Consider the following 23,461-nt stretch of genomic DNA (forward strand, 5'->3'; position numbering starts at 1 on the left):
TCACTCCGATGCTAGAGAGCGCCCGGCCCGCTTGATATCCGGAAGACGAACGGCTCTGTTCGTTACGCGAATTCAGGGCTTGCGGCGCAGCGTCTGCGACGGCGTCTCGCCGTACGCCTCGCGGTACTGCGCCGCGAACCTGCCGAGACTGAAGAACCCCCAGCTCGAGGCCACCGTGGCGACAGTGGTGGCTTCGGCGTCGCTCGTGAGAAGCGCGTCGCGCACCCGCCCCAGCCGCACCTGCCGCAGGAATTCGCTGGGAGTGGTCTCGAGATGTCGGGCGAATCCCTGCTGGAGCGCACGCATGCAGAGGCCGGCGTGGCCCGCCACGTCACTGACCCCGATCGGCTCGGCGGCGTGCTCCTCGATGTAGGCGACCGCCGCTCGGATCGCGGCCGGGCCACTGGCAGCCGCGGGACGCCGGAGCTCCTCGGCGTAGTTGTGCTCGTGGGCGTAGAGCAGGCCGGTGATGATGCTCTGGGCGAGCGAGTCGGTGAAGGGCGACGCGTCGAAGACTGATTCGCCCGCGGCTGCCCCGTGCTCATCCGCGCGGACGGCGTACACCTGGTGGATGAGCACACGGGCCAGCTGCCACACCTGCTGGCCGGGCCCGCGGTCCACGGACAGGCCCGGCGCCATCTCGAGCGGGCTTCGCAGCGGGTGGCCGAGGAGCCGCTCGAGGGTGTCCTCGACCACGAACCGGTCCAGCTTCAGGGTCATGACGTCCTCGCCGCCGCCCCATCCCTCCAGGCAGGTCGGCCTGTGCGGACTGTGCACGGCCGCCATGGTCGGCGTCGCGAGGACGGTGTCCCGGCCGTAGGCGGTGCGGATCGCGCCCGTGGCCGGCACGTTGACCTGATAGCCGTCCCCGAGCGGGCCGGTGCCGACCCGCACAGCGGACTCGTAGGCGAGCCTGCCGACCGTGACCGGACCGAAGGAGCGTACGGCCAGATGGACTCCGAACTGGCCGCCGCGGTCGGTGACCTCGACGTCGTGTGGATAGAAGAGCTTGCCGCCGACCGTGCGTGCCTCGTCGATGTCGGTGATGTCCGCGGAGATGGTCCTCGAGTTCGGCATGGCGTGCTCCCGATGGTCAGGATCCCAGTCCGAGAAGCCGGATCGCGTTGTCCTTCACCAGCAAAGGGCGGACCTCGTCCTTGATCTCGAGCTTCTCGAGGTCGGCGAACCAGCGGTCCGGGGTGATCACCGGGAAGTCGGAGCCGAAGAGGACCTTGTGGCGCAGCGGGCCGTTGAGCTGCTTGACCAGCTGCGGCGGGAAGTACTTGGGCGACCAGCCGGACAGGTCGATGTGCACGTTGGCCTTGTGGCTGGCGATCGAGATCTGCACGTCGACCCAGGGGACGGCGGGGTGGGCCATCACGATCTGCAGGTCGGGGAAGTCGGCGGCGACGTCGTCGAGGAGCAGCGGGTCGGAGTAGCGCAGCTTGATCCCCCGGCCGCCGGGGAGGCCGGCGCCGATCCCGGTCTGTCCGGTGTGGAACAGGGCGATCACGCCGAGCTCGTCGAGTGTCGCCCAGAGCGGGCGGAACTCGGGGTCGGCGGGCGAGAAGGCCTGCAGGCCGGGATGGAACTTGAAGCCGCGTACGCCGTAGTCCTCGACCAGCCTCCTGGCCTGCTTCACGGCCGCGTCGCCCTTGCGGGGGTCGACCGAGCCGAACGGGATCAGCACGTCGGCGTGCTCGGTCGCGCGCTCAGCGATCTCCTCGCTCGACAGCGGCGGGTGGTCGAGGCCGGTCGAGGCGTCGACGGTGAAGATCACCGCGGCCATGGTCCGCTCGCGGTAGTAGGCGGCGAGGTCGTCGACGGTCGGGGTGCGCGGGTGGTCGCCGCGGAAGTAGGCCGCCGAGGCGTCCATCAGCTCCTGGTCGAGCGAGAGGTGGCCGTGGTGGTCGGCCTCGACGTGGGTGTGCATGTCGAGGGCCTGGATCGCGCCGGTGTCGATACGGGGCTCGTAGCGGGTCATCGGATGGGTCCTTCCGGGGTGCCGTACAGCTCGCGCACCCGGGACTTCAGCAGCTTCCCGGAGGCGTTGTGCGGGATCTCGTCGACGAAGACGACGGCCTTGGGGATCTTGTAGCGGGCGAGCCGTCCGTCGAGGTGTTTCAGCAGGTCAGCTTGGGTGAGCGCGGAGTCGGGGCGGCGTACGACGACGGCTCGTCCCACCTCGCCCCAGCGCTCGTCGGGGACGCCGATGACGGCGGCCTCGGCGACGTCGGGGTGGGTGTAGACGGCCTGCTCGACCTCGGCCGGGTAGACGTTCTCGCCGCCGCTGATGAACATGTCCTTGACCCGGTCGACCACGTAGAGGAAGCCGTCGTCGTCGAGGACCGCGACATCGCCCGTACGCAGCCAGGGCCCGTCGAAGGCGGCGTCCGTCGCCGCGCCGTTGTGCCAGTAGCCGGGTGTCACGTTGGGACCGCTGACGTGCACCTCACCCGGCTGGCCGGGGGTGGCGTCCTCGCCGTCGGGGGCGACGACACGTACGTCGGTGAAGAAGCAGGGGGTGCCGGCGGAGCCGAGCTTCTCGAGGCCGTCGCCGGCCCGCAGCATCGTCGTCCCCGGGGAGGCCTCGGTGAGGCCGTAGCCCTGGATGATGTGCAGGCCGCGGCTCTGCCAGGTGTCGAGGAGGGTGCGCGGGATCGGCGCGCCGCCGCTCAGCGCCGAGCGGAGGCTGCCGAGGTCGGCGGTCGCCCAGGTCGGCTCCTGGGCGAGGGCCTGGTACATCGAGGTGACACCGAAGAGCAGCGTGACCCGCTCCCGCTCGATGGTCGCGATCGCCGTGGCCGGGTCGAAGCGGGCCGAAATCAGGGACGTGCCGCCCTTGAGGAAGGTCGGCAGCAGCACCTGGTTGAGCGCGGCGGTGTGGAACAGCGGTGCGGTGACCAGGGCGATCTCGTCCGATCGGATGTCGACGTCGACGAGCAGGTTGAACGCGTTCCAGGCGATGTTGCCGTGCGTCAACATCACGCCCTTGGGGCGGCCGCTGGTGCCGGAGGTGTACTGGATCATGAAGACGTCGTCCAAGCCGACCTCGACGTCGATCCGCTCCCCCGCCGACTCGACGGCCAGGGCGTCCAGCCCGTGTCCGCCGGCGGCCGTGAACCGATGCCTCGGCAGGTCGAGGGTCGCGACCGCCTCCTGGAAGTCGTCGGCGTGGATCAGCAGCGCCGGCTCGGCGTCGTTCAGGATCCAGGCCAGCTCGGGCGGCGCCAGCCGGGTGTTGAGCGGCAGGAAGACCGCCCCCAGCCGCGCGGTGGCGAAGAGCGTCACCGCGAGCTCGATGGAGTTCAGGCCGAGGAAGGCGACCCGGTCGCCGGCTGCGACGCCGCGCGCACGCAGCCCGTGGGCGACCGCCTCGACAAGGCGGTCGACCTCGGCGTACGTCACCACTGCGTCGTCCTGCACGAACGCCCGCGCGCCAGGGGTCATCCGGGCCCGGCGGGCGGGCCACGATCCGATGCCGCTGTCCAACATGTCGATCCTCGTTCGTCTCGTGGGCTCGGGTGTCAGCCGAGCCCGAGGTCGGTCTTGATCTCCAGCAGTCGCCGCAGCGCCTGGTCGCGGCGCGCGACCAGGTCTTCGGCGGAGGTGCCGTCGAACTCCTCGTCGACCCCGTCGACCAGCTTCTCGACCAAGCCGGCGGTGAGCTCGGGGTGACCCAGGTCGTCCCACCACTCGACCATGGGCGGGCCGAGGTGCTCGAGCACATGGCCGAGCCCGCCGGGACCGCCGGAGAGGTGCTGGGTCGCGAAGGGTCCGAGCAGCGACCAGCGCAGCCCCGGCCCGTCGGCGATCGCGGTGTCGATGTCGGCGACGGAGACGATGCCCTGGTCGACGAGGTGGTAGGCCTCGCGCCACAGCGCCGCCTGGAGCCGGTTGGCCACGTGCCCGGGCACCTCGCGACGGATGTGAATGGGGCGTTTGCCCAGGTGGCGCAGGGTGTCCAGGGCCGCCTCGATGGCCTCAGGCTTCGTCGCCGCACCTCCGACGACCTCCACCAGCGGCACCAGGTGCGGCGGGTTGAACGGATGGGCGACCAGCACCCGCTCCGGATGGTGCGCGCACGCGTCCTGGAACGTGCTCGGCATCAGCCCCGAGGAGCTGCTGGTCAGCAGTACGTCAGCCGGTGCCGCCTCGTCGAGCGCGGCGAAGATCTCGCGCTTCACGTCGAGGCGCTCGGGTCCGCTCTCGAGCACCAGGTCGGCGGCCGCGCCGACCTCCTCGAGGCCGTCCGCGAACCGCAGCCCACCCTCCGGGACCTGCGCCCGCAGCCGTTCCTCGGCACCGTCGGCCGGGTCCCAGGCGACGACGTCGAGCCCGTGCTGGAGCCCGAGGACCACCCAGCTGACGCCGATCGCGCCGGTGCCGACGACCCCGAGCGTACGAACGCTGTCACCGCTTCTCATGCGTCCACCTTCTGCAGGGCGCCGGACCTCGCCAGCGCGACGAACGGGTCGAGCGAGTCCGGGTTCGCGAGCGCGTCTCGGCTGGCGACGTCCTCCATGCGGACCCCCTGCAGGATGCGCTTGGCCGGCAGCTCGAGCTTCTTGCCGGTGAGGTTGCGCGGCACCGCGGGCACCTCGATCACCTGGTCCGGGATGTGCCGCGGGGAGAGCGAGGAGCGCAGCGCGCCGACCAGCCGGGCGCGAAGCGCGTCGTCGAGCCGGAACCCCTCGTCGGTGACGACGAAGAGCAGCAGCTCGCCGTTGCCGCCGTCGGGGTCCTCGAGATGGACGACGAGCGAGTCGGCGACACCGTCCACCTCCTCGGCGACGCGGTAGAACTCGGCGGTGCCGAGGCGTACGCCGCCGCGGTTGAGGGTGGCGTCGGAGCGGCCGGCGACGTGGCAGCTGCCGTTGTCGTGGAAGAGGATCCAGTCGCCGTGGCGCCAGACCCCGGGATAGTGGTCGAAGTAGGCCTCGCGGTAACGGGAACCGTCCGTGTCGCCCCAGAAGCCGACCGGCATCGAGGGCATCGGCGAGGTGATGACCAGCTCGCCGAGGGTGCCGGTGACCGGGCGGCCGGACTCGTCGTAGGCGTGGGCGTCGACGCCGAGGCAGGGGCCGGAGATCTCGCCGGCGTAGACCGGGAGCAGCGGGTTGTTCTGCACGATGCCGGAGCAGACGTCGGTGCCGCCGCTGCCGACGTTGATCTGAGCGTCGGGGAGCTGGTCGGCGAGCCAGGCGTAGCCCTCCGGCGGCAGCGGCGCCCCGGCCGAGCCGAGGACACGAATCCGCAGGTCACCGAGGTCCTTCAGCTCGACACCTTCCTTGCGGCAGGCCATCACGAAGCCCGGGCTGGCACCCATGATCGTCGCCCCGGTCGAGGCCGCGAGCCGCCACTGCCAGGTCAGGTCGGGGTGCATCGGGTTGCCGTCGACCATGACGATCGAGGAGCGCACCAGGAGCGAGGAGACCAGGGCGTTCCACATCATCCAGGCGGTCGTGGAGAACCAGAGCATCCGGTCCTCGGGCCCCATGTCCCACGAGAGCGCGTGGTTCTTGAGGTGCTCGAGCAGGATCCCGCCGTGGCCGTGGACGATCGCCTTCGGCCGGCCGGTCGTGCCGGAGGAGAAGAGAACCACCAGCGGATGGTCGAAGGGCACCGGCTCGAAGGCGAGCTCCGCCTCGTCCTCCTCGCCGAGCAGCGAGGTCCAGGAGAGGGTGTCATCCACCCGGTGTGCCCCGTACTCCACGTCGATCACCTGTCGTACCGACGGCAGCTCGGCCCGGATCTCGGCCACCTGCTCCCGGCGGTCGACGTCCTTGGCACCGTAGCGGTAGCCACCGGCGACGAGCAGCACGACCGGCTCGATCTGCGCGAAGCGGTCGATCACGCTGCGCGGCCCGAACTCGCTGGCGCAGCTCGCCCAGGTCGCACCCAGGCTGACGGTGGCGAGATAGGCGACCAGGGCCTCGGGGATGTTGGGGAGGTAGCCGGCGACGCGGTCGCCGCGGCGTACGCCCAGCCTCTTCAGCGCCGCCCGCGCCCGGGCCACCTGGTCGCGCAGATCACCGAAGGTCAGCTCGACGTCGTCGCGGGTCTGCGAGCGACCGAGCACGGCGACCCGGTCGAGGTCCTCGTCGGTGCCGAGCGCGTGCTCGGCGTAGTTGAGGGTCGCGCCCGGGAACCAGCGCGCGCCGGGCATCTCGCGGGAGGCGAGGACGGTGTCGTACGCAGCGTGCGCCCGCACCCCGAAGAACTCCCACACCGCCGACCAGAAGCCGTCGAGGTCGGTCACCGACCACCGCCACAGCTCCTCATGAGTGGTCATCTCCAGCGAGCGCTCGCGGGCGAGCCAGGCCAGGAACTCACCGACCCGGGAGGTCTCGAGGATGTCCGCAGGCGGGGACCAGACGACGTCACCCTGCTCGATGCTCACTGGTCCGTCACCTTCTTGCCGCGGCCGTCGAGGAAGTCCTGCATCCGGCCCTTGGCGTCGTCGGTCCCCTGAGCGATCGCGGCCATCAGCGACTCCATCAGGAAGCCGTCCCGGGGGTTGGCCTCGGCGATGCGCGGCAGCGCCTGGACGACGGCGAAGTTGGTCTGGGGCGCGTTCTGGGCGATCCGGCCGGCCAGCTCGAGGGCGGTCTTGCGGCCGAGACCATCGGCCACGGCGTACTGGCTCAGGCCCAGCGCCAGCCCCTCCTGCGCGTCGTAGCGTCGCCCGGTCAGCATCATGTCGGCCATCCGCGGGACCCCGATGAGCCGTGGGACGCGGACCGAGGCGCCGCCGCCGACGAAGAGCCCGCGCTGTCCCTCGGGCAGGGCGTAGAACGTCGACTCCTCCGCGACCCGGACGTGCGCGGCGGCAGCGAGCTCCAGCCCGCCCCCGACCACGGCGCCCTTCAGCGCCGCAACGACCGGGACCGGCCCGAACTCGATCTTCTCGAAGACCCGGTGCCACATCCGCGAGTGGGTGACCCCGGCGAGGGTGTCGCGCTCGGTCATCTCGGCGAGGTCGAGCCCGGCGCAGAAGTGGTCGCCGTCCGCGTCGATGACGACGGCGCGTACGTCCGGCTCTAGCCCGTCGAAGAACCGCTCGATCCCGAGCACGGCCTCGTCGCTGAGCGCGTTCCGCTTCGCCGGGCGGGCGAGGGTCAGCACCGCGATGTCGTCGATGCGCTCGGCTCGCAGGGGCATGATGAACTCCTCGTGATTGACAGGAATCCTGATAATCGCAGAAGTACGCGTCCCTCGCAAGCGCGGCGATGCTTGAATGACCGCATGACCGATGCGCCCCTGCTGCTCTACGTCGTCAAGCAGCTCGAGCTCGCCACGCGGGCCCGCCTCGACGCCGTGCTGAAGGAATCAGGGGTCACCGCCCTGCAGTACACCGCGCTCTCCGTGCTCGAGCGCCGCCCGACGATGAGCGCCGCCGACCTCGCCCGCGCGTCGTTCGTACGTGCCCAGTCCGCCGCCGACCTCATCGGCGCCCTCGAGCGCCGCGGCCTCATCGAGCGCCGCACCGACCCCGACAACCGGCGCCGGATGCTGATCAGCCTCACCGCCGAGGGCCGCACCTTCCTCGACACCTACGACCCGCGCGTCGAGGAGCTCGAGGAGCAGATGCTCGCCGACCTCGGCCCCGACGACCGCAAGGCCTTCCGTACGTTCCTCGACACCGCCCGCCGCGCCCTGTCCTGACGCGCGAAAGCGGCCGAGTCGGCGCATCTGTCCCAGGTCCGAGGGAGGCTTGGGACAGACGCGCCGACTCGGCGCTCGGTGAGATCAGGTGACCGCGATCTCGTTCGGCTGCTCGTCGAGCTCGACGGAGGCGGTGATCTCACCAGTCGTGAGGTCGACGGCGTGGACCGTCTTGGCGGCGGGCTCGGTGACGTACGCGATGTCGCCGCTCACCTTGATCGCCGGGTGCGGGTCCTGCCACTCGGCCGGGCCCTCCCAGGGCTTCACGACCGGGTACTCGTCGGTGATCTCGCCGGTCGCGGGGTCCAGGACATGGATCGAGCCGTCGGTGGCGAGGACGTAGGCCAGGTCCTCCGGGCCGCGCGCCACGTCGCGGAAGGTGTACTCGACACCTTCGGGGAGCGCGACGGGCTTGAAGGTGCTCTTCTCGGTGTCGATGAGCGTGACCGCGTCGAGCAGGTAGCCCTCGGCGTCGGGGTCGGTCTTGTAGTCGCCGACGATGAGCGGGCTGGTCTCGGAGACGTACGCATTGCCCATCCGGCCGAACTCGTCGGGCGCCTGGAGCTTCTCGAACGCGCCGTCGCGGTAGAGGAGCGCGCCGTCCTCGCAGCCGAAGACGACCGCCTCGCCGGCCGCGGTGCCCTCGCCGTGGATGCCGGGGCAGGCATCGTTGGCGGCGACCTGCTCGAAGCTGCTGCCCTTGGGCGTCAGAGCGATCGCGCCCGAGCGGCTCTCCTCGGTGCCGACCGTGGTCAGCAGGGTGCCGTCCTCGAGCACGATCGAGACGCCGTGGTGCGCCTCGGGAGCGGTCCAGGTCGTGGTCTCCGGGAGCTTGCCGGCATCACCCAGGGCGGCGGTGTCGAAGATGGTCGTCTCACCGGTGCCGTCGGCGTAGAGGACCGTCGTGTCGCCGTGGTGGACGACGTGGCCGCCGGTGTCGGCCGGGAAGACGAGGTCGGTCAGCTCGGGCGTGCGGGTGTCGAGCACCTGGAAGCCCTTGCTGGTGGTGACGGCGAGGTTGCGACCGTCGCCGATCGGGTTGAGACGTACGAACTCCTCGGTCTCGAACTCGTCGACGACCTCGAGCGTCTTCCCGTCGAGGACGGCGATCCCGTTGGCGTAGGACACCGCGAGGCGGCTGCCCTTGTCGGCCTCGGTGGTCGTCGACTCCTCGCCTTCGGCGGTGGAGCCGCACGCCGAGAGCGCCAGCGATACGCCGGCCACCGCCGTGACGGCCCGGAGGGCGCGATGCTGTGGGGTTTTCATGGGGGTGTGCCTTTCACTCGGTGGGCCCTGGTGAGAGCCCGCTGGTGATGCGCTCGGTGTTGGCGCGCATCATGGTCAGGTAGGTGTCAGCGCCTTCGCCCTTCTCGGTCAGGGACTCCGTGAACAGCTCGCTCACCCCGACGTCGACACCCGCCTCGTCGGCGAGCACCTGGATGAGGCGGTCCGGCTGGGAGGACTCGGCGAAGATCGCCGGTACGTCCGCCTGCTCGATCGCCGCGGTCAGCTCGCGCAGGTCCGCAGCACTGGGTGCGGCCAGGGTCGTCCCGCCCGGGATCACCGCACCGACGACGCGGAACCCGAAGCGATCGGCCAGGTAGCCGAAGACGTGGTGGTTGGTGACCAGGCTGCGGTGCTTCTCCGGGATGCTCGCGAAGGAGTCGGTCATCTCCCGGTCGAGCTCCTCGAGCTCGGAGTCGTACGCCGCCGCTGCCCGCTCCACGGCCTGCTCGTCGATGCCGTCGATGTCCTTCGCCGCCGCCTCGAGGCCGTCGACCACGTCACGCATCCGCGCCGGGTCGGTCCAGAAGTGCGGGTCCGGGGTGCCCGCGGCGTCGCCGTCGGAGTAGTCGAGGACGTCGATCTGCTCGCCCGCGACGTACGTCTCGACGCCGGCCTCGGCCGCCTGGTCGAGGTGGCGCTGGAGGCCCTCCTCGAGACCGAGCCCGTTGGAGACGAGCAGGTCGGCCTCGCGCATCGTCGCGGCCTCGCGGGCCGAGATCTCGAAGGAGTGCGGGTCGGCGTTCGGGCGCATCAGGGTGGTGACCCGGGCGGCGTCGCCGACCGTGCTGGCGACGACGTCGCCGAGGATGTTGGTGGTCACCACGATGTGCGGGCGGTCGTCGCCGTCGGCTGCTCCGGCGCAGCCGGTGAGGGTCATCGCGACGACCACGCCTCCGACCAGGCGCCTCATCGGCCCGTCTCCGCGAAGAACACCGGCGCGGTGGGCGTCTCGAGCGTCCGCGCGATCCGTGCCCTGTCGGCGTAGTCGATCTCGTGGACGACTCCTTCGGCCGGAACGTTGAGGTAGGCGCGCTCCTGGTCGACGACCAGGTCTACTCCCCCGTCGCTCGGGTCGACGAGCGGCTCGGTCACGGCGAGCTGCTTGCCGCCCTCGGCGGAGAGGACGCGGACCCGGCCGGCGGTGTCCAGCGCGAGGACGTGTCCGTCCTCGTCGTCGGCGGCGACCACTTGGCGCAGGGGTGTTCTCGCATCGAGGTGGGTCCACGTGCGTTCGCGGGTGTCGAGCAGCCAGATGCCCGTCCTCCCCGACAGCGCCGCGACGGTCGGGCGGCTCTTGCGGCCGTCGAACGCTGTCGCCCGCGGGGCGGCGATGCCCTTCGGGTAGGCGATCCGCTCGAAGCCGGGCCGGCCGTCAGTCTCGGTCGCCAGCACCGCCCCGTCGGCGCAGCCGACGACCACACCGACCTTGGTGGTGATCGTGCCGCTCGCCCGGGCGCAGGGGATCTGCGCCCCGGCCGGATCGCCGTCGGCACCGTGATAGCGCAGCCCGGTCACCGCACCGTCCTCGGCGACGGTCACCAGGGCGCCGTTGCCGAGCGGCGCGACCAGGCCCTGATGGGGTTCGCCGTCCACCCGGAACCGTTCACGCACCTCGCCGCCGGCGAGGGCCTTGTTGTCGAGCAGCACCGCATCTCCGCTCCCGTCGAAATACACGCCGGTCGAGCCGGCCGTCGACAGCGGTCCGGTCGCCACCGTCGCCGGGCCTTCACCCTCCACCGCGCCGAGCAGCCTCGGCTCGCCCCGGTAGTAGTGGAAGTGGTCGCCGTGGTCCCAGGTCCACATCCCGCTGTCGACGACCTCCACGCCCTCGGCCGTGGTCGCGAACAGATAGCGGCCGTCGGAGGCGACCGCGCTCGGCTCGCCGATCCGGCCCACCTCCGCCGAGCTCCCCTCGATGAGGTCGAGCTGGGCGACGTTGCCGGTGCCGTCGATCGTGGTCAGGTGCAGCTGTGGCTCGGCAACCTCCCGCGCACCCTCGACGGCGCCATGATCCTTGCCGGAGCCGGGGTCGGCGTCCGTGTCATCGGCCGGGGTGGCGGTGCTGCCACATCCCGTGGCGGCCAGCGTCAGCCCTGTGACGATGCCGGCGAGTGTCCTGCGGTGCATGGCGTCCTTTCGGAGGTGGGGGACAGACGTCGAAGGAGATCGAGACCGCTGCGGAGCAGCCCGGAGACGACCGCGGCGAGGATGGCCGCGCAGGCGATCGACGCACCGGCGGCGGTGCCCGCGTACCAGGACGCGGTCAGGCCGATGAGGACAGCGACCGCGCCGATGGCGGCGGCGCAGGCCATCGTCGTGGGGATCCGGTTGGTCCACCGGCCGGCGGCCACGGCCGGCGCGAGGAGCAGTGCGATCACGAGCAGCGAGCCGACCGCCTGGTAGGACGCGACCACGGCGAGGGTGACCAGACCGACGAGCATCACCTGTGCCAGCTGCGGATGCAGGCCCAACGTACCGGCGATCCGGGGGTCGAAGGCCGAGGCGACGAACGCGCGATGGAAGCCGAGCGCGACGGCCAGGGTGACCGCCAGGGCGACCGCGAGGACGGTGATGTCGTCGGGCCCGAGGGCGAGTACGTCGCCGAACAGCATCGCCGTCGCGTCCGTGGCGAAGCTGCGCGAGTGGGAGATGATGATGACGCCGAGCGAGAGCATCGCCACGAACAGCAGCCCGATGCTGGTGTCGTACGTCAGCCGCCCCCGGCGCTGGAGGGCGCCGATCGTCGCGCTCATCACGATCGCGCTCGCCGCGCCGCCGAGCGTGACGGGGGCGCCGAGGACGGTCGCAAGGGCGACGCCGGGGAGCATCCCGTGGCCGATCGCCTCGCCGAGGAAGGCCATCCCGCGGATCACGACCCAGGTGCCGACGACCCCGCAGATGGCCGCCACCAGCACCCCGCCGGCCAGCGCCTGCAGCATGAAGTCGGTCCGGAACGGCTCGATGATCGGTGACACGGGGCGGGACTCTAGCGGTTAATGAGAATGGTTACCAATTGCTATAGTGCTGCGCGTGCTCGCCCTCGACCAGACCGATACCCCACACCTGTCCGCCCACGGCCTCTGCTTCGGCTACGACAGTCAGGACGTGATCCACGAGGTCAGCGCAGACTTCTCGCCCGGCACGGTCACGGCCGTCGCCGGGCCGAACGGGTCGGGGAAGTCGACCTTCGTCGAGCTGCTCGCGGGCGTACGCAACCCGCGGCGCGGCTCGATCACCCGCCGAGGAAGGCTCGCCCTCGTCGTGCAGCGACCCTCGACCCCGGACACGCTGCCGGTGACCGTCCGCGACGTCGTCGCGATCGGCACATGGGGCCGCCGAGTCCGGTGGGCCGACCGGCAGACGGCGATCGCGCAGGCGATCGACCGCGTCGGCCTGACCGGCCTCGAGCAGCGTACGTTCGGCGAGCTCTCCGGCGGACAGCGCCAGCGCGCGCTACTGGCTCAGGGCATCGTCCAGCACACGGAGATCCTGCTCCTGGACGAACCGGCCGCGGGGCTCGACGCCGCCAGCCGGCAGCGCACCCGCGAGATCCTCGCCGAGGAGGCCGCCCGCGGGGCCACGGTCGTGTGCGTCACCCACGACGAGGAGAGCATCGCCGCCTCGGACCACGTCCTCCGGTTCGAGGACGGCCGCATCGTCGGGTGATGCGGGCCCGTTGAACATGGCCACGGCGGCCACGATGAGCATCAGGGCGACGGCGAGCCCGAGACCGATCCGCTCACCGAAGACAGGCACCGCGACGACCGCGGTCAGCACCGGGCTCACCGCGCCACCGACCGAGGCGCGGCTGCTGCCGAGCGCCTTGACGGAGAAGGCGTAGCAGAGCGTCGACATCAGCCCGGTCCCGATGCCCTGGAGGACGGTGAGGGCAACGACGTCACCGAGCTCGGCCGTCCCCGTGAGCAGGTGCGACGGCATCACGCCGGAGACCGCCAGGACGAGCACCGCCGTGCTCGAGACCGTGCAGATCGTCAGCACCATCTGCAGGAGCGTCAGGCTCGTACGCTGCAGGCCCGTCGTGAACACGGCCCAGGCGAACCCACCGACGAGCAGCAGGCCGACCCCGCCGAGCGAGGCACCGCCGCCGACCAGGAACCCGCTCACCGCGACCCCCGCCGTGATGAGCCCCAGCGCCAGCAACCGTCGCGGCGGCAGCGAGGCCCGGCCACGTGCCATCGCGAGCAGCGTGACGAACAGCGGCACCGTGCCGGGGACCAGCATCCCGGTGAGCGCGGCACTGGTCAGCCGGGCGCCGAACGCGAAGACGAGGAAGTGCGGGAGACCGCCGACGAGCAGCAGGGCGAGCACCTGCGGCCGCTCGCGGCGTACGGCTCGGATCGTGCTCGGCAGCAGCGGCGCGAGCAGCACGACCGGCGTCATGAACCGGAGGAACGCGGCATCGGCGACGGTCAGGCTCGACCCGCCGATGCCGCGCGTGCTCAGCGCGAACGACGACCAGAGCACGACCGTCATCCCCAGTGCAGCCCACCCGGCCAGCGCTGGCGTGCCGCTCTCCTGTCGCATCCCCATGGAGCGCCACGATAGGGAAAACCGAGGCGCATATGATTGCCGGATCTGCCACCTTCATGTCGATACGTGGCAGAATCTGCCACCATGCGCGTCCTCGATGACACCGACAAGCATATCCTCTGGGAGCTCCAGCAGAACGGCCGCCTGACCAACCAGGAGCTCGCCGACCGCGTCGGCCTCTCCCCCTCGCCGTGCCTGCGCCGAGTACGCGCCCTGGAGGAGGCCGGCGTGATCAGCGGATACCGCGCGGTCATCGACCCGCACGCCGTCGGCATGAACATCACCGCCTTCGTCCGCATCAAGATGGCCACCCACACCAACGCCGCCGTCGAGGCCGTCGAGGAGCACCTGCGCGCCATCCCCGACATCACCGAGGCGTACGTCCTGGCCGGCGACCACGACTACCTGCTCAAGATCGTCACGCCGTCCTTCGAGACCTACGAGCAGTTCCTGCGCGACAACCTCCGGACCATGCCCGCGCTGGCCTCGATCGAGACCACGTTCGCCTTCGGCAACACCAAGGAGAGCTCCCCGCTGCCGCTGGGATGACCGCCCGGGGTCAGGAGCTGGCTTCGCGGCTGGCCGGGGTGTCGTAGAGCCGCTCGAACGCGCGCGCGGCGGCGTCGATCTGGGCGGCCATGCCGCGCAGGCCGCCGCGAGCGACCGCTCGCCTGGTCTCGCTCTCGAACAGCGCGCGGTCGTAGGCCGGAAGCATCCCGACCAGCCGCCGCCGGGCAAGTCTCCCCGACCCCAGCGGCTGGACGAAGACCTCGACCAGGTCGTCCATCCAGTCCAGCTCGAACTCGACGAGGTGATGCGGCATCTCCAACCGCACCTCGGTGCGACCGACGCGGTCCACCTGGGTGTAGGTCGTCGGCGCGAAGCGGGACGCGACCGCCTCGGCGACCGCCTGGGATCGGCGCCTCAGAATGTCATTCCCCGTGCTCGACATCGCGCCTCCGCCCGAACGTGACCAGTGGTCATATGACCAGCGGTCACAGACTAGGGGCGCCGCCGCAGCACGGTCAAGGAACATCTCGGCAGCACGCTACGATGCGAGCGTCCAGCCATGAGAGGGGGCGGGTGGCGCCAGTGCCTACGCCGACCTGGGAGCGCCTCCCGGAGGCCAAACGCGATGCCGTGCGCCGCGCCGCCGAGGAGGAGTTCGGCGTCCGGGGCTACAACGCGGCCAGCCTCAACACGATCTGTCGAGAGGCCGGGATCTCCAAGGGCAGCCTGTTCCAGTACTTCCCCGACAAGGCCGACCTCTTCGTCCATCTGATCGCCCGGGCCAGTCACGACATCCGATCGGCGATGGAGGCGGCGAGCACCGATCTCCCGTGGATGACCGACTACTTCGGCTCGGTCAACCTGCTCATGGATGCCTGGATCAGCTACTTCTACGACCACCCGCGCCACCGGCAGATGCTGGTCTCGGCCAACCTCGAGCACAACCCCAGCGCGCTCGCCGCCGTCCGCGAGGCCGTCTACGTCGACTACCTCGAGGTCATCGGCGGCATGATCGATCTCGGCATCGCCATCGGGGCTCTCCGCGAGGACACCGACCGCGATGCACTCGTCGCCGCCATCATCATGCTGCTTCCCCACATCGCCCTCGGCCCTCACGTACGCGGCCTCGACCCGCTCCTCGGGCTCGCCGGCTCCGACCGCACCCACGCCACGTCCGTCGGCCGCCGGCTGATCCAGGTGCTGCTCGGCCAGTACGTCACTCAGTCGGTGCCGAAGGAACCGTGACGTCCGGCCCCGCCGGCGAACCGGGTCGCTCCGGCGACGGTGTCGGCGGTGACCGAGACGACGCCGTGGGCGTACTCCGCGGCCAGCGCGTCCTGCTCGCCGAGCCCCTCCTGCTCCAGCACGGAGAGCCGGTCGTGACGCAGGCAGGTCTGCGGGAACGCCGCGAGCTGGCGCGCCAGCTCCTGCGCGGCCGCAAGGGCCTGACCGGGCGGGACGACACGGTTGGCCAGCCCCATCCGTAGCGCCTCCTCAGCACCGACGGGACGGCCGGTGAGGATCATGTCCATGGCGTTGCTGGTGCCGATCAGCCGCGGCAGCCGGACGGTGCCGCCGTCGATGAGGGGTACGCCCCAACGCCGGCAGAACACACCGAAGACGGCGTCCTCCTCCACGACCCGCAGGTCGGCCCAGATCGCCAGCTCCAGGCCGCCGGCGACCGCGTGACCGGCGACGGCGGCGATGACGGGCTTGCCCAGGCGCATCCGGGTCGGACCCATCGGGCCGTGCCCGTCGGGCTCGAACCGGTTGGGGTCACCGCCCGCGACCGCCTTCAGGTCGGCCCCGGCACAGAAGGTGCCGCCCTCGCCGTGCAGCACCGCGACGGCAGCGTCGGGATCGGCGTCGAACTCCTCGAACGCGGCCACCAGGGCTTCCGCGGTCGCCCGATCGACGGCGTTGCGTACGTCGGGACGGTTGATCCCGATCGTGGTGACCGGGCCGTCCTTGGTGACCTCGACCGTCATACCGGGAGCGCCCGCTCGAGGATCGCGTCCAGGTCGCCGCGAGGGGACAGCGTGCCGAACGCACCGCCCCAGTCCCGGCCGAGACGCGAGGAGCAGAACGCGTCGGCGACGGCTGCCGGTGCGTGCCGCAGCAGCTGCGACCCCTGGAAGACCAGGGCCAGCTGCCCGACGATCCGCCGGGCCCGGAGCTCGAGGTCGTCGAAGGAGGTGAACTCCTTCTTCAACCGGTCCAGCGCGGCGTCGTAGCGGGCGTCGGCACCGGCGGCGAGCTCGGCCTCGGCCAGGAACGCGTCCAGCGTGTGCGGCTCCTTCGCGAGCGCTCGCAGGGCGTCGAGGGCCGCCACGTTGCCCGACCCCTCCCAGATGGAGAGGAGCGGCATCTCGCGATAGATGCGCGCGACGTCGAAGTCCTCGATGTAGCCGTTCCCGCCCAGGCACTCCAGGGCCTCGTTGACCATGAACGGCGCCCGCTTGCAGACGTAGTACTTGGTGACGGCCAGGGCGATCCGGCGCAGCGCGGCCTCGCCCTCGTCTCCACGGATCGCCCGGTCGTTGGCCCCCGCGAGCCGCAGCATCGCGGTCGTCGCCGCCTCGGACTCCACCTGCAGGTCGGCCAGCACGTTGCGCATCGCCGGCTGCTCGATCAGCAGCTTGCCGAACGCGGAGCGGTGCTTGGCATGGTGCGCCGCCATCGTCAGCGCGGTGCGCATCCCGGCCGAGGAGCCGATCACGCAGTCGAGGCGGGTCATGTTGACCATCTCGACGATCGTGCGCACCCCGCGGCCCTCCTCGCCGACGAGCCAGCCGGTGGCCGCGTCGTACTCGATCTCGGAGGAGGCGTTCGACTTGTTGCCGAGCTTGTCCTTGAGACGCATGAAGCGCATCGCGTTGCGCTCGCCGCCGGGCAGGACGCGCGGGACGAGGAAGCAGGAGACGCCGGCCTCGGTCTGGGCGAGGGTGAGGAAGAGGTCGCTCATCGGCGCGCTGGTGAACCACTTGTGACCGCGCAGGACGTACGTTCCGTCGGTCTGTGGCGTCGCGGTCGTGGTGTTCGCGCGTACATCGGAGCCGCCCTGCTTCTCCGTCATCGACATCCCGGCGATCAGGCCGCGCTTCGTCTCGGGGTCGCGCAGACCGAAGTCGTACTCCCGATTCGTGAGCAGCGGCTCGAACCGCGTGGCGAGCTCCGGGTTGGCCCGCAGCGCCGGGACCACCGCGTAGGTCATCGAGATCGGGCAGCCGTGCCCGGCGTCGACGTTCCAGGCGTAGAACTTCGCGGCCCGCGCGACGTGGGCTCCGGGCCGGTCGTCGGCCCAGGGGGCGGCGTGCAGACCGTGCTCGACCGCGGTCTGCATGAGCTGGTGGTACGCCGGGACGTACTCGACCTCGTCGACCCGGTGCCCGTAGCGGTCATGGGTGTGCAGACGCGGCGGGACCCGCTCGGCGAGCCGGCCCCAGTCCTGCGCCTCCTGGGTGCCCGCGAGTCGGCCCAGCTCGTCGATCTCCGGAAGCGCCCACGCAGCGCCCTCCCGCTCGAGACCCTCCCGCAGGACCGGGTCACCGGCCGTGTTGTGACCCACCAAGGGCGGGACCTGGTTGCTGACCACATGGGTGGAATAGGCCTCGTGCGCGCTGCTCATGATGACGACGTTACATAATTTCCGACAGTCGTGTCCATGAATGTTGCATGAGAGGATGCGCGGGTGGTTACCGCGCGCGACGAACTGGCTCCGCTCTCCGCCCGTTCTGCCATCCTGAGCCTGATGCTCGGCGCCCATCCGACCCCGTTGACTCCCGCCGACCTCGCCCGCGCCGGACAGTTCTTCGGCATCGCCCCGGCGACCGTGCGCGTCGCGCTCACCCGCGCGGTCAGCGACGGTGACCTGCGACGTACCGACGACGGCTACCGTCTCGGCGAACGGCTCATCCAGCGCCAGGCGCACCAGGACGAGGCGGTGCACACGGCCGACAAGCCCTGGGACGGCTCCTGGGAGATGGCCGTCGTCGTCGCCGGCGGCCGCCCCGGCACCGAGCGTGCCGTCCTGCGCGACGCGCTCAAGGCGCACCGCCTCGCCGAGCTGCGCGAAGGCGTCTGGACCCGCCCGGCCAACCTCCGGCGTCCGCGCTTCTCGGACCCGGTGCTGCAGACCTTCACCGCCGTGCCCGATCAGGATCCGGCCGAGCTGGCCGCCTCGCTGTGGGACCTGACCGGATGGACGCGCGCGGCCGAGCACCTGCTCGAGCGCCTGGCCTCGACCACGCAGCCCGCACTCCGGCTCGCCACCGCGGCCGCCATCGTGCGCCACCTCAGCGACGACCCGCTCCTCCCCGTCGAGCTCCGCCCGGCCGACTGGCCGGCCGCCGCCCTGCGCGAGACGTACAGCGCCTATCAGCGCGAGCTGAGCGAGCTCGCCGCACTCCCCCGCTGACCGCTGACCAGGGACATCACGACCCGCGCCTCGAGCATCTCCTCGGGCGCCCCCGCGAAGAGACCGCGGTCGAGGACGACGAGATCGGCGGCCAGGCCGGGACGCAGGGTGCCGGTGATCGCCTCCCATCCCCCGGAGTAGGCGGCGTCGGCCGTGGCGTGGGCGAGTGCCTCGCCGAGCCCGAGCGCGTACTCGGGCAGGTTGGCGGGCAGGTCGGGCGCCACTGCGGACCGTCGGGTGGTCGCGACGTACATGTTGGGCAGCGGGGCGTACGGCGCGGTCGGGGCGTCGGTGCCGAACGCCAGCCGCGCGCCGGCCCGGGTGAACTCGGGCCAGGGAAAGCCCCGCTCGACACGATCGTCGCCGAGCATCGCCCGCCAGGCATCCTGGATCAGCGGGTCCGCGTGGACCGGCTGCATCGAGGCGATCACTCCGAGGTCCGCGAGCCGGGCGACGTTCTCCTCGGTCACCGTCTCGAGGTGCTCGATGCGGTGACGTCGTTCGCGCGGACCGTTGGCCGTGACAGCCTGCTCGAGCGCGGAGAGCGCGACGTCCGACGCCTCGTCGCCGATGGCGTGCAGGGCGATCTGGAGGCCGGCGGCATCCGCGGCCGTGACGACCGGGACGAGGGCGTCCAGGTCCCAGATCGGACCCGGGTGACTGCCGTCGGCGAACGGTCGCTTCATCGCGGCGGTGCAGCTGTCGATGACGCCGTCGACCATGATCTTGATGCCGTTGACCCGCAGCCAGGGACCGGTCAGGCGGTCGCGCAGCTCGGCTGCGCGACGTACCTGCTCGAGGTTGCCCTCGACCGAGTCGGTCCGGGTCACCAGCCAGTGCCCGGCCACCCGGATCGGCAGGCGGCCGCCGTGACGCCGCAACGCGCGCTCGAACGCCGGCACCTCCAGCTCACCGAGGCCCATGTCGATCGCAGCGGTCACACCGGCCGCACGGTAGTGCCGGAAGGCCGCATCGAGAGCCGCGTCGATCGACTCGTCCGTCTCGGTGCCCTCGAGGAAGTCGCGCATGAGGCCGAGCGCGGCGGTCTCGTAGAGCATCCCGGTCGCCACACCGTCGGTGTCGCGGGCGATCGATCCGCCGATCGGGTCCGGGGTCTCGTCGTCGATGCCGAGCTCCCGCAGGGCCGCGGTGTTCACCCAGCCGCTGTGCACGTCGTTGGAGATCAGGTAGACGGGCCGGTCGGGGACGACCTCGTCGAGCAGGTGCCGTGTCGGCGTACGTCCCTCGAGCGGGCCGAACAGCCAGCTCCGGCCCACGATCCTGGGGGCCTCCGGGTCGGCTGCGGCCGCAGCAGCGATGCGCCGCTGGAGGTCTGCCAGGTCGGTCGCGGGCAGCAGGTCCACCTGTTGCAGCGAGGTCCCGAGCCCGATCAGGTGGGTGTGCGCGTCCACGAACCCGGGCAGCAGCGCGGCACCGTCGAGATCGACGACCTCGGCGTCGGCGTACGCCGCCGGCACGTCGTCGCCGACATGGGCGATCGACTCCCCGTCGACGACGAGGGTCGACGCCGTCGCTCCGGGACCCGTGAAGACCCGTCCGTTGCGGTAGACGGTCACCGTGCCGGCACTCATCGGACGACCGAACGGCGCGCGGCCGCGTAGCGGGGCATCAGGACGAGGTAGGCGAGGCCCGGCAGCAGGCACCCGACCCACACCGACACGTCGATCCCACCGAGAGCGCTCGCGATCCATCCGGTGAAGCTGCCACCGGTCTCGAACACGACGGCCGCACCCATCACGCTCACCGCGACCCCGGCCAGCGCACAGCCGACGCCGACCAGGTTGAGGCCCCCGGAATACCAGTAGGGGCTGGTCGCCGAGGTGTCGCAGAGACCCGGTCCGTCGTACCTGTTGCGACGCCAGACGACGTCGGCGACGTACACCGACATGACCGGGCCCAGGATGACGACCGCGAGCTGGAGCGCGTTCTGCACCGTGGAGAGGAAGTCGGAGACGAGGACGGCGTACAGCGTCATCAAGGTGCCCACGGTGCCGTCCAGGAGGACGGTGCGGGTCCGCGGCCAGCGGATGCCGACCACCTGCAGCGACAGACCGGAACTGTAGGCCGTCATGGCGTTGTTGGCGACCGTGCCGAGGATGACGGCCAGCATGAAGACCGGGCCGAACCAGCGCGGCAGGATGCCGTCGAGCGCGGCCACCGGATCGGTCATGTCGAGGGCCGTGGCAGCAAGCGCGCCGACGAGCGTGAAGATCACGTTCGGCAGCACCGACCCGATGACGGTCCACCACGCGACGGCGGCCGGCGACGTACGGGTGGGCAGGTAGCGCGCGAAGTCGGCGCTGTTGTTGTAGGACAGCGGAGCGGACGCCAGCGTGGCGACCGCCGCCGCCAGCGACGCCCACAGCACGATGCCGTGGAGCGGCTCGGCCGGGCGATAGCCCCAGTCGGCGTGGCCGACGACGTACGCGGAGGCGACGACGAACACGACCAGCAGCGCCCATGCGAGCGGCTGGTAGAGCCTGAGGATCAGGCCGTGACCGTAGACGCTGATCACGAGCGTCACCGCGGAGACCGCGAGGATCAGCACGACCTTGACCCGGTCGTCGGTCGCCAGACCGGCCCGGTGCGCGAGCTCGAAGGTGACGACGGCGACCGTGGCCCAGTTGATCGCGAGGTAGCAGACGCTGATGAACCAGCCGTTCACCAGGACTGCGACGCGGTTGGCACGTACACCGAAGAGCGCTCGCATGATGACCTCGCTCGGAGCGCCGGCGGCCGGCCCGCTCGAGGCGGCGACACCGGTGAACAGCGTGAAGAGGCTGCCGACGACGATCACCCCCACGGCCTGCCACAGGGTCAGCCCGAAGACGGCGACCAGCAGGCCGCCGATCAGCAGGTTGAGGTAGTTCACGTTCGGCGCGACCCAGACGGCGAAGAGGTCACGCGGTCGGCCATGTCGCTCCGACTCCGGGATGAAGTCGATGCTGTGGGCCTCCACCGCGAGCGGCGCGTCGGGCTGCTCGTCGCGGTCGGTCGAGTCGGTCAGTGCCATCGGAACTCCTGGTGAGCAATTTTGGATGGCATGTGACGGTAGGAACCCAAATCGTTTTGGACAAGAGGATGGCGGGAAGTTTAGTCTGCGGCCCATGACAGGTTCCGACGCCGAGCGTCGCGCGCGACCGGGCATCAAGGACGTCGCCCGTCGCGCCGGGGTCTCACCGACGACGGTCTCGCACACGTTCAGCGGCAAGGGGACCGTCGCGCCCGCGACCCGCGAACGCGTACGCACCGCCGCCACCGAGCTCGGCTACCGACCCGACGTGCTCGCCCGGAGCCTGCGCAGCAGCCGCCTCGGCGTCATCGCCCTCGTCCTGCGTACGCTCGAGGGCGGGCCGACGCTGCCCGAGGGCATCGACTACGTTCTCCAGTTCGCGGGGGCTGCCGCGGTGAACGCGATGCGGCACGGCTACGGCCTCATGCTCGTGGCGGACCCCACCGCCGACGGCGCACCCTCCACCGCGCTGGCCTGCGACGGGTTCATCGTCACCGAGCCCCTCCGCGCGGACCCGCTCGTCACCGTCCTGCAGCAGGACGGTCTCCCCTACCTCACCGTCGGCCGCGTGCCCGGCATCGACGAAGCGCCGGCGCTCGACATCTTCACCCAGTCGATCACCCGGCGGGTCCTCGACTTCCTCCACGAGCGAGGCGCCCGGCGCATCGCGCTCATCAGCTCGGACACACCCAACGCCTGGTACCTCGACACCGAGACGACGTACGCCGCCTGGGCAGCCGAGCACGGAGCGCCGCCGCTGATCTCGCGGCAGCCGGAGCGGAGCGAGGGGAGCGGTGGCGCGGCAGCGGTCGACGAGCTGCTCGCCGCCTCTCCTGACCTCGATGCGATCTACTGCCTGACCGGCCCGCACGCCGCCGGAGCCCAGGCCCGGCTTCACGCGCTCGGGCGGCGGGTGCCGGACGACGTCCAGCTGCTGTGCGGCTCCGACTCCTCGCACCTGCGCGCCGCCGAGCCCCGGATCAGCACGGTCGACCTGCAGCCCCAGCTGCTGGCCGAGCTCGCCGTCACCCGGCTCGTCAACATGCTGGACGGCACGGACCATCCGGAGCCCGCCGAGCTGGCCACCGGCCGGATCGTCGCGCGGGGATCGACCCGCGATCGATGACCGGGCATCAGAGCATGCCGGTCAGGACTCCTCCGTCGGCGCGTAGCGCAGCACCGTTGGTGGCCGAGGAGAGCGGGCTGGCCAGGTAGGCGGCCAGATGGGCGATCTCCTCCGGCTCGATGAAGCGCTCCAACAACGACGTCGTGTTGCCTGCTGCAATGGCGCTCTTCAGCTGCTCGGGGAGCATCCCCTGGGCCCGGGAGAGGTGCCCGACGGCCTCGGCGACGCCGTCGGAGTACGTCGGTCCGCCCAGGATCGTGTTGACGGTGACACTGGTGCCACGGGTGAGCTTGGCCAGGCCGTTGCTCAGGGCGAGCATGCCGGCCTTGGTCACCCCGTAGTGGGTCATGTCGGCGGGGACGTTCACGCCGGACTCGCTGCCGACGAAGATGACCCGGCCCCACCCCTTGGCCAACATCGCGGGAAGCACGTGCCGCGACATACGGACACCGCTCATCAGGTTGACGTCGAGGTATCGCTGCCAGTCCGCGTCGGAGATCTGCTCGAAGGCGTTCACCTCGAAGACGCCGACGTTGTTCACCAGGATGTCGACCTCACCGAGCGACCCCAGGAGTGCACGCACCTGACCAGGGTCCGCGAAGTCGGCCGGGATCCCGGTGACGTCCGCCGTCGGCACGGCGACCCTGAGCCGCGCCACTGCCCCGTCGACACGCTCCGCGGTGCGCCCGTTGACGACGACAGCCGCCCCCTCCGCAGCCAGGACTCCTGCGATCGCGAAGCCGATGCCTTGCGTCGACCCACTCACGAATGCCCTCTTGCCAGCCAGGCCCAACTCCATGATTCCCGCCTCTCCATTGCCGCCTCCGGCGTTGAATTCACTTGCTCAGGCAAGTCAAAAGTAGATCAG

At 71.1% G+C, this 23,461-nt stretch carries 22 protein-coding genes and 1 pseudogene; 6 read left to right on the plus strand and 17 right to left on the minus strand.

The window, feature by feature from the left end:
• Positions 1 to 72 precede the first annotated feature (72 nt).
• Genes UG56_RS01660 through UG56_RS01685 form a run of 6 tightly spaced genes read right to left on the minus strand, consistent with a single transcriptional unit; the run spans position 73 to position 7,164 of the window.
• Positions 73 to 1,077, minus strand: coding sequence for an AraC family transcriptional regulator (locus UG56_RS01660; RefSeq protein ID WP_045547908.1), 1,005 nt, complete (start codon positions 1,075 to 1,077; stop codon positions 73 to 75).
• 16 nt (positions 1,078 to 1,093) lie between these two features.
• Entirely contained in the window at positions 1,094 to 1,984 is an 891-nt protein-coding gene (gene couO, locus UG56_RS01665) for a 4-hydroxyphenyl-beta-ketoacyl-CoA hydrolase (protein ID WP_045547909.1), read from the minus strand.
• Positions 1,981 to 3,495, minus strand: coding sequence for an acyl-CoA synthetase (locus UG56_RS01670; RefSeq protein WP_045547910.1), 1,515 nt, complete (start codon positions 3,493 to 3,495; stop codon positions 1,981 to 1,983). Before UG56_RS01670 ends, couO begins: the two co-directional genes overlap by 4 nt.
• A 32-nt stretch (positions 3,496 to 3,527) precedes the next feature.
• Entirely contained in the window at positions 3,528 to 4,427 is a 900-nt protein-coding gene (locus UG56_RS01675; protein ID WP_045547911.1) for a 3-hydroxyacyl-CoA dehydrogenase NAD-binding domain-containing protein, read from the minus strand.
• Positions 4,424 to 6,403 carry an acetoacetate--CoA ligase gene (locus tag UG56_RS01680; protein WP_045547912.1) on the minus strand — a complete coding sequence of 660 codons (1,980 nt, stop codon included), beginning with the start codon at positions 6,401 to 6,403 and terminating at the stop codon, positions 4,424 to 4,426. The genes UG56_RS01675 and UG56_RS01680 overlap by 4 nt, the downstream gene beginning before the upstream one ends.
• A complete protein-coding gene (locus UG56_RS01685) occupies positions 6,400 to 7,164 on the minus strand; it encodes a crotonase/enoyl-CoA hydratase family protein (RefSeq protein WP_045547913.1) in 765 nt (254 codons plus the stop codon). The genes UG56_RS01680 and UG56_RS01685 overlap by 4 nt, the downstream gene beginning before the upstream one ends.
• A gap of 84 nt (positions 7,165 to 7,248) precedes the next feature.
• Between UG56_RS01685 and UG56_RS01690 the strand changes: the two genes are divergently transcribed.
• Positions 7,249 to 7,668, plus strand: a complete 420-nt coding sequence (locus tag UG56_RS01690; RefSeq protein WP_045547914.1) for a MarR family winged helix-turn-helix transcriptional regulator — start codon at positions 7,249 to 7,251, stop codon at positions 7,666 to 7,668.
• An 84-nt stretch (positions 7,669 to 7,752) separates the two neighbouring features.
• On the opposite strand, the gene aztD is transcribed toward UG56_RS01690, so the two are convergent.
• The 4 genes from aztD to aztB are packed head-to-tail and all read right to left on the minus strand — an operon-like array spanning position 7,753 to position 11,930.
• On the minus strand, positions 7,753 to 8,934 hold the full coding sequence (aztD, locus tag UG56_RS01695; protein WP_045547915.1) for a zinc metallochaperone AztD: 1,182 nt from the start codon (positions 8,932 to 8,934) through the stop codon (positions 7,753 to 7,755).
• A gap of 13 nt (positions 8,935 to 8,947) precedes the next feature.
• Entirely contained in the window at positions 8,948 to 9,865 is a 918-nt protein-coding gene (aztC, locus tag UG56_RS01700; protein WP_045547916.1) for a zinc ABC transporter substrate-binding protein AztC, read from the minus strand.
• Positions 9,862 to 11,082, minus strand: coding sequence for an ABC transporter (locus tag UG56_RS01705; RefSeq protein WP_045547917.1), 1,221 nt, complete (start codon positions 11,080 to 11,082; stop codon positions 9,862 to 9,864). The genes aztC and UG56_RS01705 overlap by 4 nt, the downstream gene beginning before the upstream one ends.
• Entirely contained in the window at positions 11,043 to 11,930 is an 888-nt protein-coding gene (aztB, locus tag UG56_RS01710; protein WP_045547918.1) for a zinc ABC transporter permease AztB, read from the minus strand. The genes UG56_RS01705 and aztB overlap by 40 nt, the downstream gene beginning before the upstream one ends.
• 55 nt (positions 11,931 to 11,985) lie before the next feature.
• Here aztB and aztA point away from each other — a divergent pair, with 55 nt between their 5' ends.
• Positions 11,986 to 12,621, plus strand: coding sequence for a zinc ABC transporter ATP-binding protein AztA (gene aztA / locus UG56_RS28750; protein ID WP_256206387.1), 636 nt, complete (start codon positions 11,986 to 11,988; stop codon positions 12,619 to 12,621).
• Between the two features lie 21 nt (positions 12,622 to 12,642).
• On the opposite strand, the pseudogene UG56_RS29085 reads toward aztA, so the two are convergent.
• Positions 12,643 to 13,506 (minus strand): annotated as a pseudogene (locus UG56_RS29085) (EamA family transporter); the annotation flags it as partial.
• Between the two features lie 84 nt (positions 13,507 to 13,590).
• Here UG56_RS29085 and UG56_RS01720 point away from each other — a divergent pair.
• Entirely contained in the window at positions 13,591 to 14,055 is a 465-nt protein-coding gene (locus tag UG56_RS01720) for an Lrp/AsnC family transcriptional regulator (protein ID WP_045547920.1), read from the plus strand.
• A gap of 10 nt (positions 14,056 to 14,065) precedes the next feature.
• Here UG56_RS01720 and UG56_RS01725 read toward each other — a convergent pair whose 3' ends face one another.
• Positions 14,066 to 14,458 carry a hypothetical protein gene (locus UG56_RS01725; protein WP_045547921.1) on the minus strand — a complete coding sequence of 131 codons (393 nt, stop codon included), beginning with the start codon at positions 14,456 to 14,458 and terminating at the stop codon, positions 14,066 to 14,068.
• A 131-nt stretch (positions 14,459 to 14,589) separates the two neighbouring features.
• Between UG56_RS01725 and UG56_RS01730 the strand changes: the two genes are divergently transcribed.
• Positions 14,590 to 15,261: a TetR/AcrR family transcriptional regulator gene (locus UG56_RS01730; RefSeq protein ID WP_256206388.1), complete on the plus strand. Its 672-nt coding sequence runs from the start codon at positions 14,590 to 14,592 to the stop codon at positions 15,259 to 15,261.
• Here UG56_RS01730 and UG56_RS01735 read toward each other — a convergent pair.
• Positions 15,237 to 16,004 carry a crotonase/enoyl-CoA hydratase family protein gene (locus UG56_RS01735; RefSeq protein WP_045547923.1) on the minus strand — a complete coding sequence of 256 codons (768 nt, stop codon included), beginning with the start codon at positions 16,002 to 16,004 and terminating at the stop codon, positions 15,237 to 15,239. The genes UG56_RS01730 and UG56_RS01735 overlap by 25 nt on opposite strands.
• Positions 16,001 to 17,644, minus strand: coding sequence for an acyl-CoA dehydrogenase family protein (locus UG56_RS01740; RefSeq protein WP_045547924.1), 1,644 nt, complete (start codon positions 17,642 to 17,644; stop codon positions 16,001 to 16,003). Before UG56_RS01740 ends, UG56_RS01735 begins: the two co-directional genes overlap by 4 nt.
• A 63-nt stretch (positions 17,645 to 17,707) precedes the next feature.
• Here UG56_RS01740 and UG56_RS01745 point away from each other — a divergent pair, with 63 nt between their 5' ends.
• Complete coding sequence (locus tag UG56_RS01745; protein WP_045547925.1) at positions 17,708 to 18,433, plus strand: PaaX protein; 726 nt, start codon at positions 17,708 to 17,710, stop codon at positions 18,431 to 18,433.
• Here UG56_RS01745 and UG56_RS01750 read toward each other — a convergent pair.
• Entirely contained in the window at positions 18,394 to 20,025 is a 1,632-nt protein-coding gene (locus tag UG56_RS01750) for an amidohydrolase (protein ID WP_045547926.1), read from the minus strand. The genes UG56_RS01745 and UG56_RS01750 overlap by 40 nt on opposite strands.
• The gene (locus tag UG56_RS01755; RefSeq protein ID WP_045547927.1) at positions 20,022 to 21,467 is read right to left on the minus strand and encodes a purine-cytosine permease family protein; all 1,446 of its coding nucleotides are present in this window, start codon (positions 21,465 to 21,467) and stop codon (positions 20,022 to 20,024) included. The genes UG56_RS01750 and UG56_RS01755 overlap by 4 nt, the downstream gene beginning before the upstream one ends.
• Before the next feature lie 94 nt (positions 21,468 to 21,561).
• Between UG56_RS01755 and UG56_RS01760 the strand changes: the two genes are divergently transcribed.
• A complete protein-coding gene (locus UG56_RS01760; protein ID WP_045547928.1) occupies positions 21,562 to 22,593 on the plus strand; it encodes a LacI family DNA-binding transcriptional regulator in 1,032 nt (343 codons plus the stop codon).
• Between the two features lie 7 nt (positions 22,594 to 22,600).
• Here the strand turns inward: UG56_RS01760 and UG56_RS01765 are convergent, their stop codons facing one another.
• Positions 22,601 to 23,359 (minus strand): SDR family NAD(P)-dependent oxidoreductase, encoded by a 759-nt coding sequence (locus tag UG56_RS01765; protein WP_256206389.1) that lies wholly within the window; start codon positions 23,357 to 23,359, stop codon positions 22,601 to 22,603.
• Positions 23,360 to 23,461: the final 102 nt, after the last annotated feature.

This window comes from Nocardioides luteus (genome assembly GCF_000960475.2).
In the GTDB taxonomy this organism is placed as follows: domain Bacteria; phylum Actinomycetota; class Actinomycetes; order Propionibacteriales; family Nocardioidaceae; genus Nocardioides; species Nocardioides luteus_A.

Excerpts from the sequence above, each read along its gene's own strand:
- UG56_RS01660 (WP_045547908.1), bottom strand. The coding sequence starts at position 1,077 with ATGCCGAACTCGAGGACCATCTCCGCGGACATCACCGACATCGACGAG.
- couO (WP_045547909.1), bottom strand. The coding sequence starts at position 1,984 with ATGACCCGCTACGAGCCCCGTATCGACACCGGCGCGATCCAGGCCCTC.
- UG56_RS01670 (WP_045547910.1), bottom strand. The coding sequence starts at position 3,495 with ATGTTGGACAGCGGCATCGGATCGTGGCCCGCCCGCCGGGCCCGGATG.
- UG56_RS01675 (WP_045547911.1), bottom strand. The coding sequence starts at position 4,427 with ATGAGAAGCGGTGACAGCGTTCGTACGCTCGGGGTCGTCGGCACCGGC.
- UG56_RS01685 (WP_045547913.1), bottom strand. The coding sequence starts at position 7,164 with ATGCCCCTGCGAGCCGAGCGCATCGACGACATCGCGGTGCTGACCCTC.
- UG56_RS01690 (WP_045547914.1), top strand. The coding sequence starts at position 7,249 with ATGACCGATGCGCCCCTGCTGCTCTACGTCGTCAAGCAGCTCGAGCTC.
- aztD (WP_045547915.1), bottom strand. The coding sequence starts at position 8,934 with ATGAAAACCCCACAGCATCGCGCCCTCCGGGCCGTCACGGCGGTGGCC.
- aztC (WP_045547916.1), bottom strand. The coding sequence starts at position 9,865 with ATGAGGCGCCTGGTCGGAGGCGTGGTCGTCGCGATGACCCTCACCGGC.
- UG56_RS01705 (WP_045547917.1), bottom strand. The coding sequence starts at position 11,082 with ATGCACCGCAGGACACTCGCCGGCATCGTCACAGGGCTGACGCTGGCC.
- UG56_RS01720 (WP_045547920.1), top strand. The coding sequence starts at position 13,591 with ATGCGCGTCCTCGATGACACCGACAAGCATATCCTCTGGGAGCTCCAG.
- UG56_RS01725 (WP_045547921.1), bottom strand. The coding sequence starts at position 14,458 with ATGTCGAGCACGGGGAATGACATTCTGAGGCGCCGATCCCAGGCGGTC.
- UG56_RS01735 (WP_045547923.1), bottom strand. The coding sequence starts at position 16,004 with ATGACGGTCGAGGTCACCAAGGACGGCCCGGTCACCACGATCGGGATC.
- UG56_RS01740 (WP_045547924.1), bottom strand. The coding sequence starts at position 17,644 with ATGAGCAGCGCGCACGAGGCCTATTCCACCCATGTGGTCAGCAACCAG.
- UG56_RS01750 (WP_045547926.1), bottom strand. The coding sequence starts at position 20,025 with ATGAGTGCCGGCACGGTGACCGTCTACCGCAACGGACGGGTCTTCACG.
- UG56_RS01755 (WP_045547927.1), bottom strand. The coding sequence starts at position 21,467 with ATGGCACTGACCGACTCGACCGACCGCGACGAGCAGCCCGACGCGCCG.
- UG56_RS01760 (WP_045547928.1), top strand. The coding sequence starts at position 21,562 with ATGACAGGTTCCGACGCCGAGCGTCGCGCGCGACCGGGCATCAAGGAC.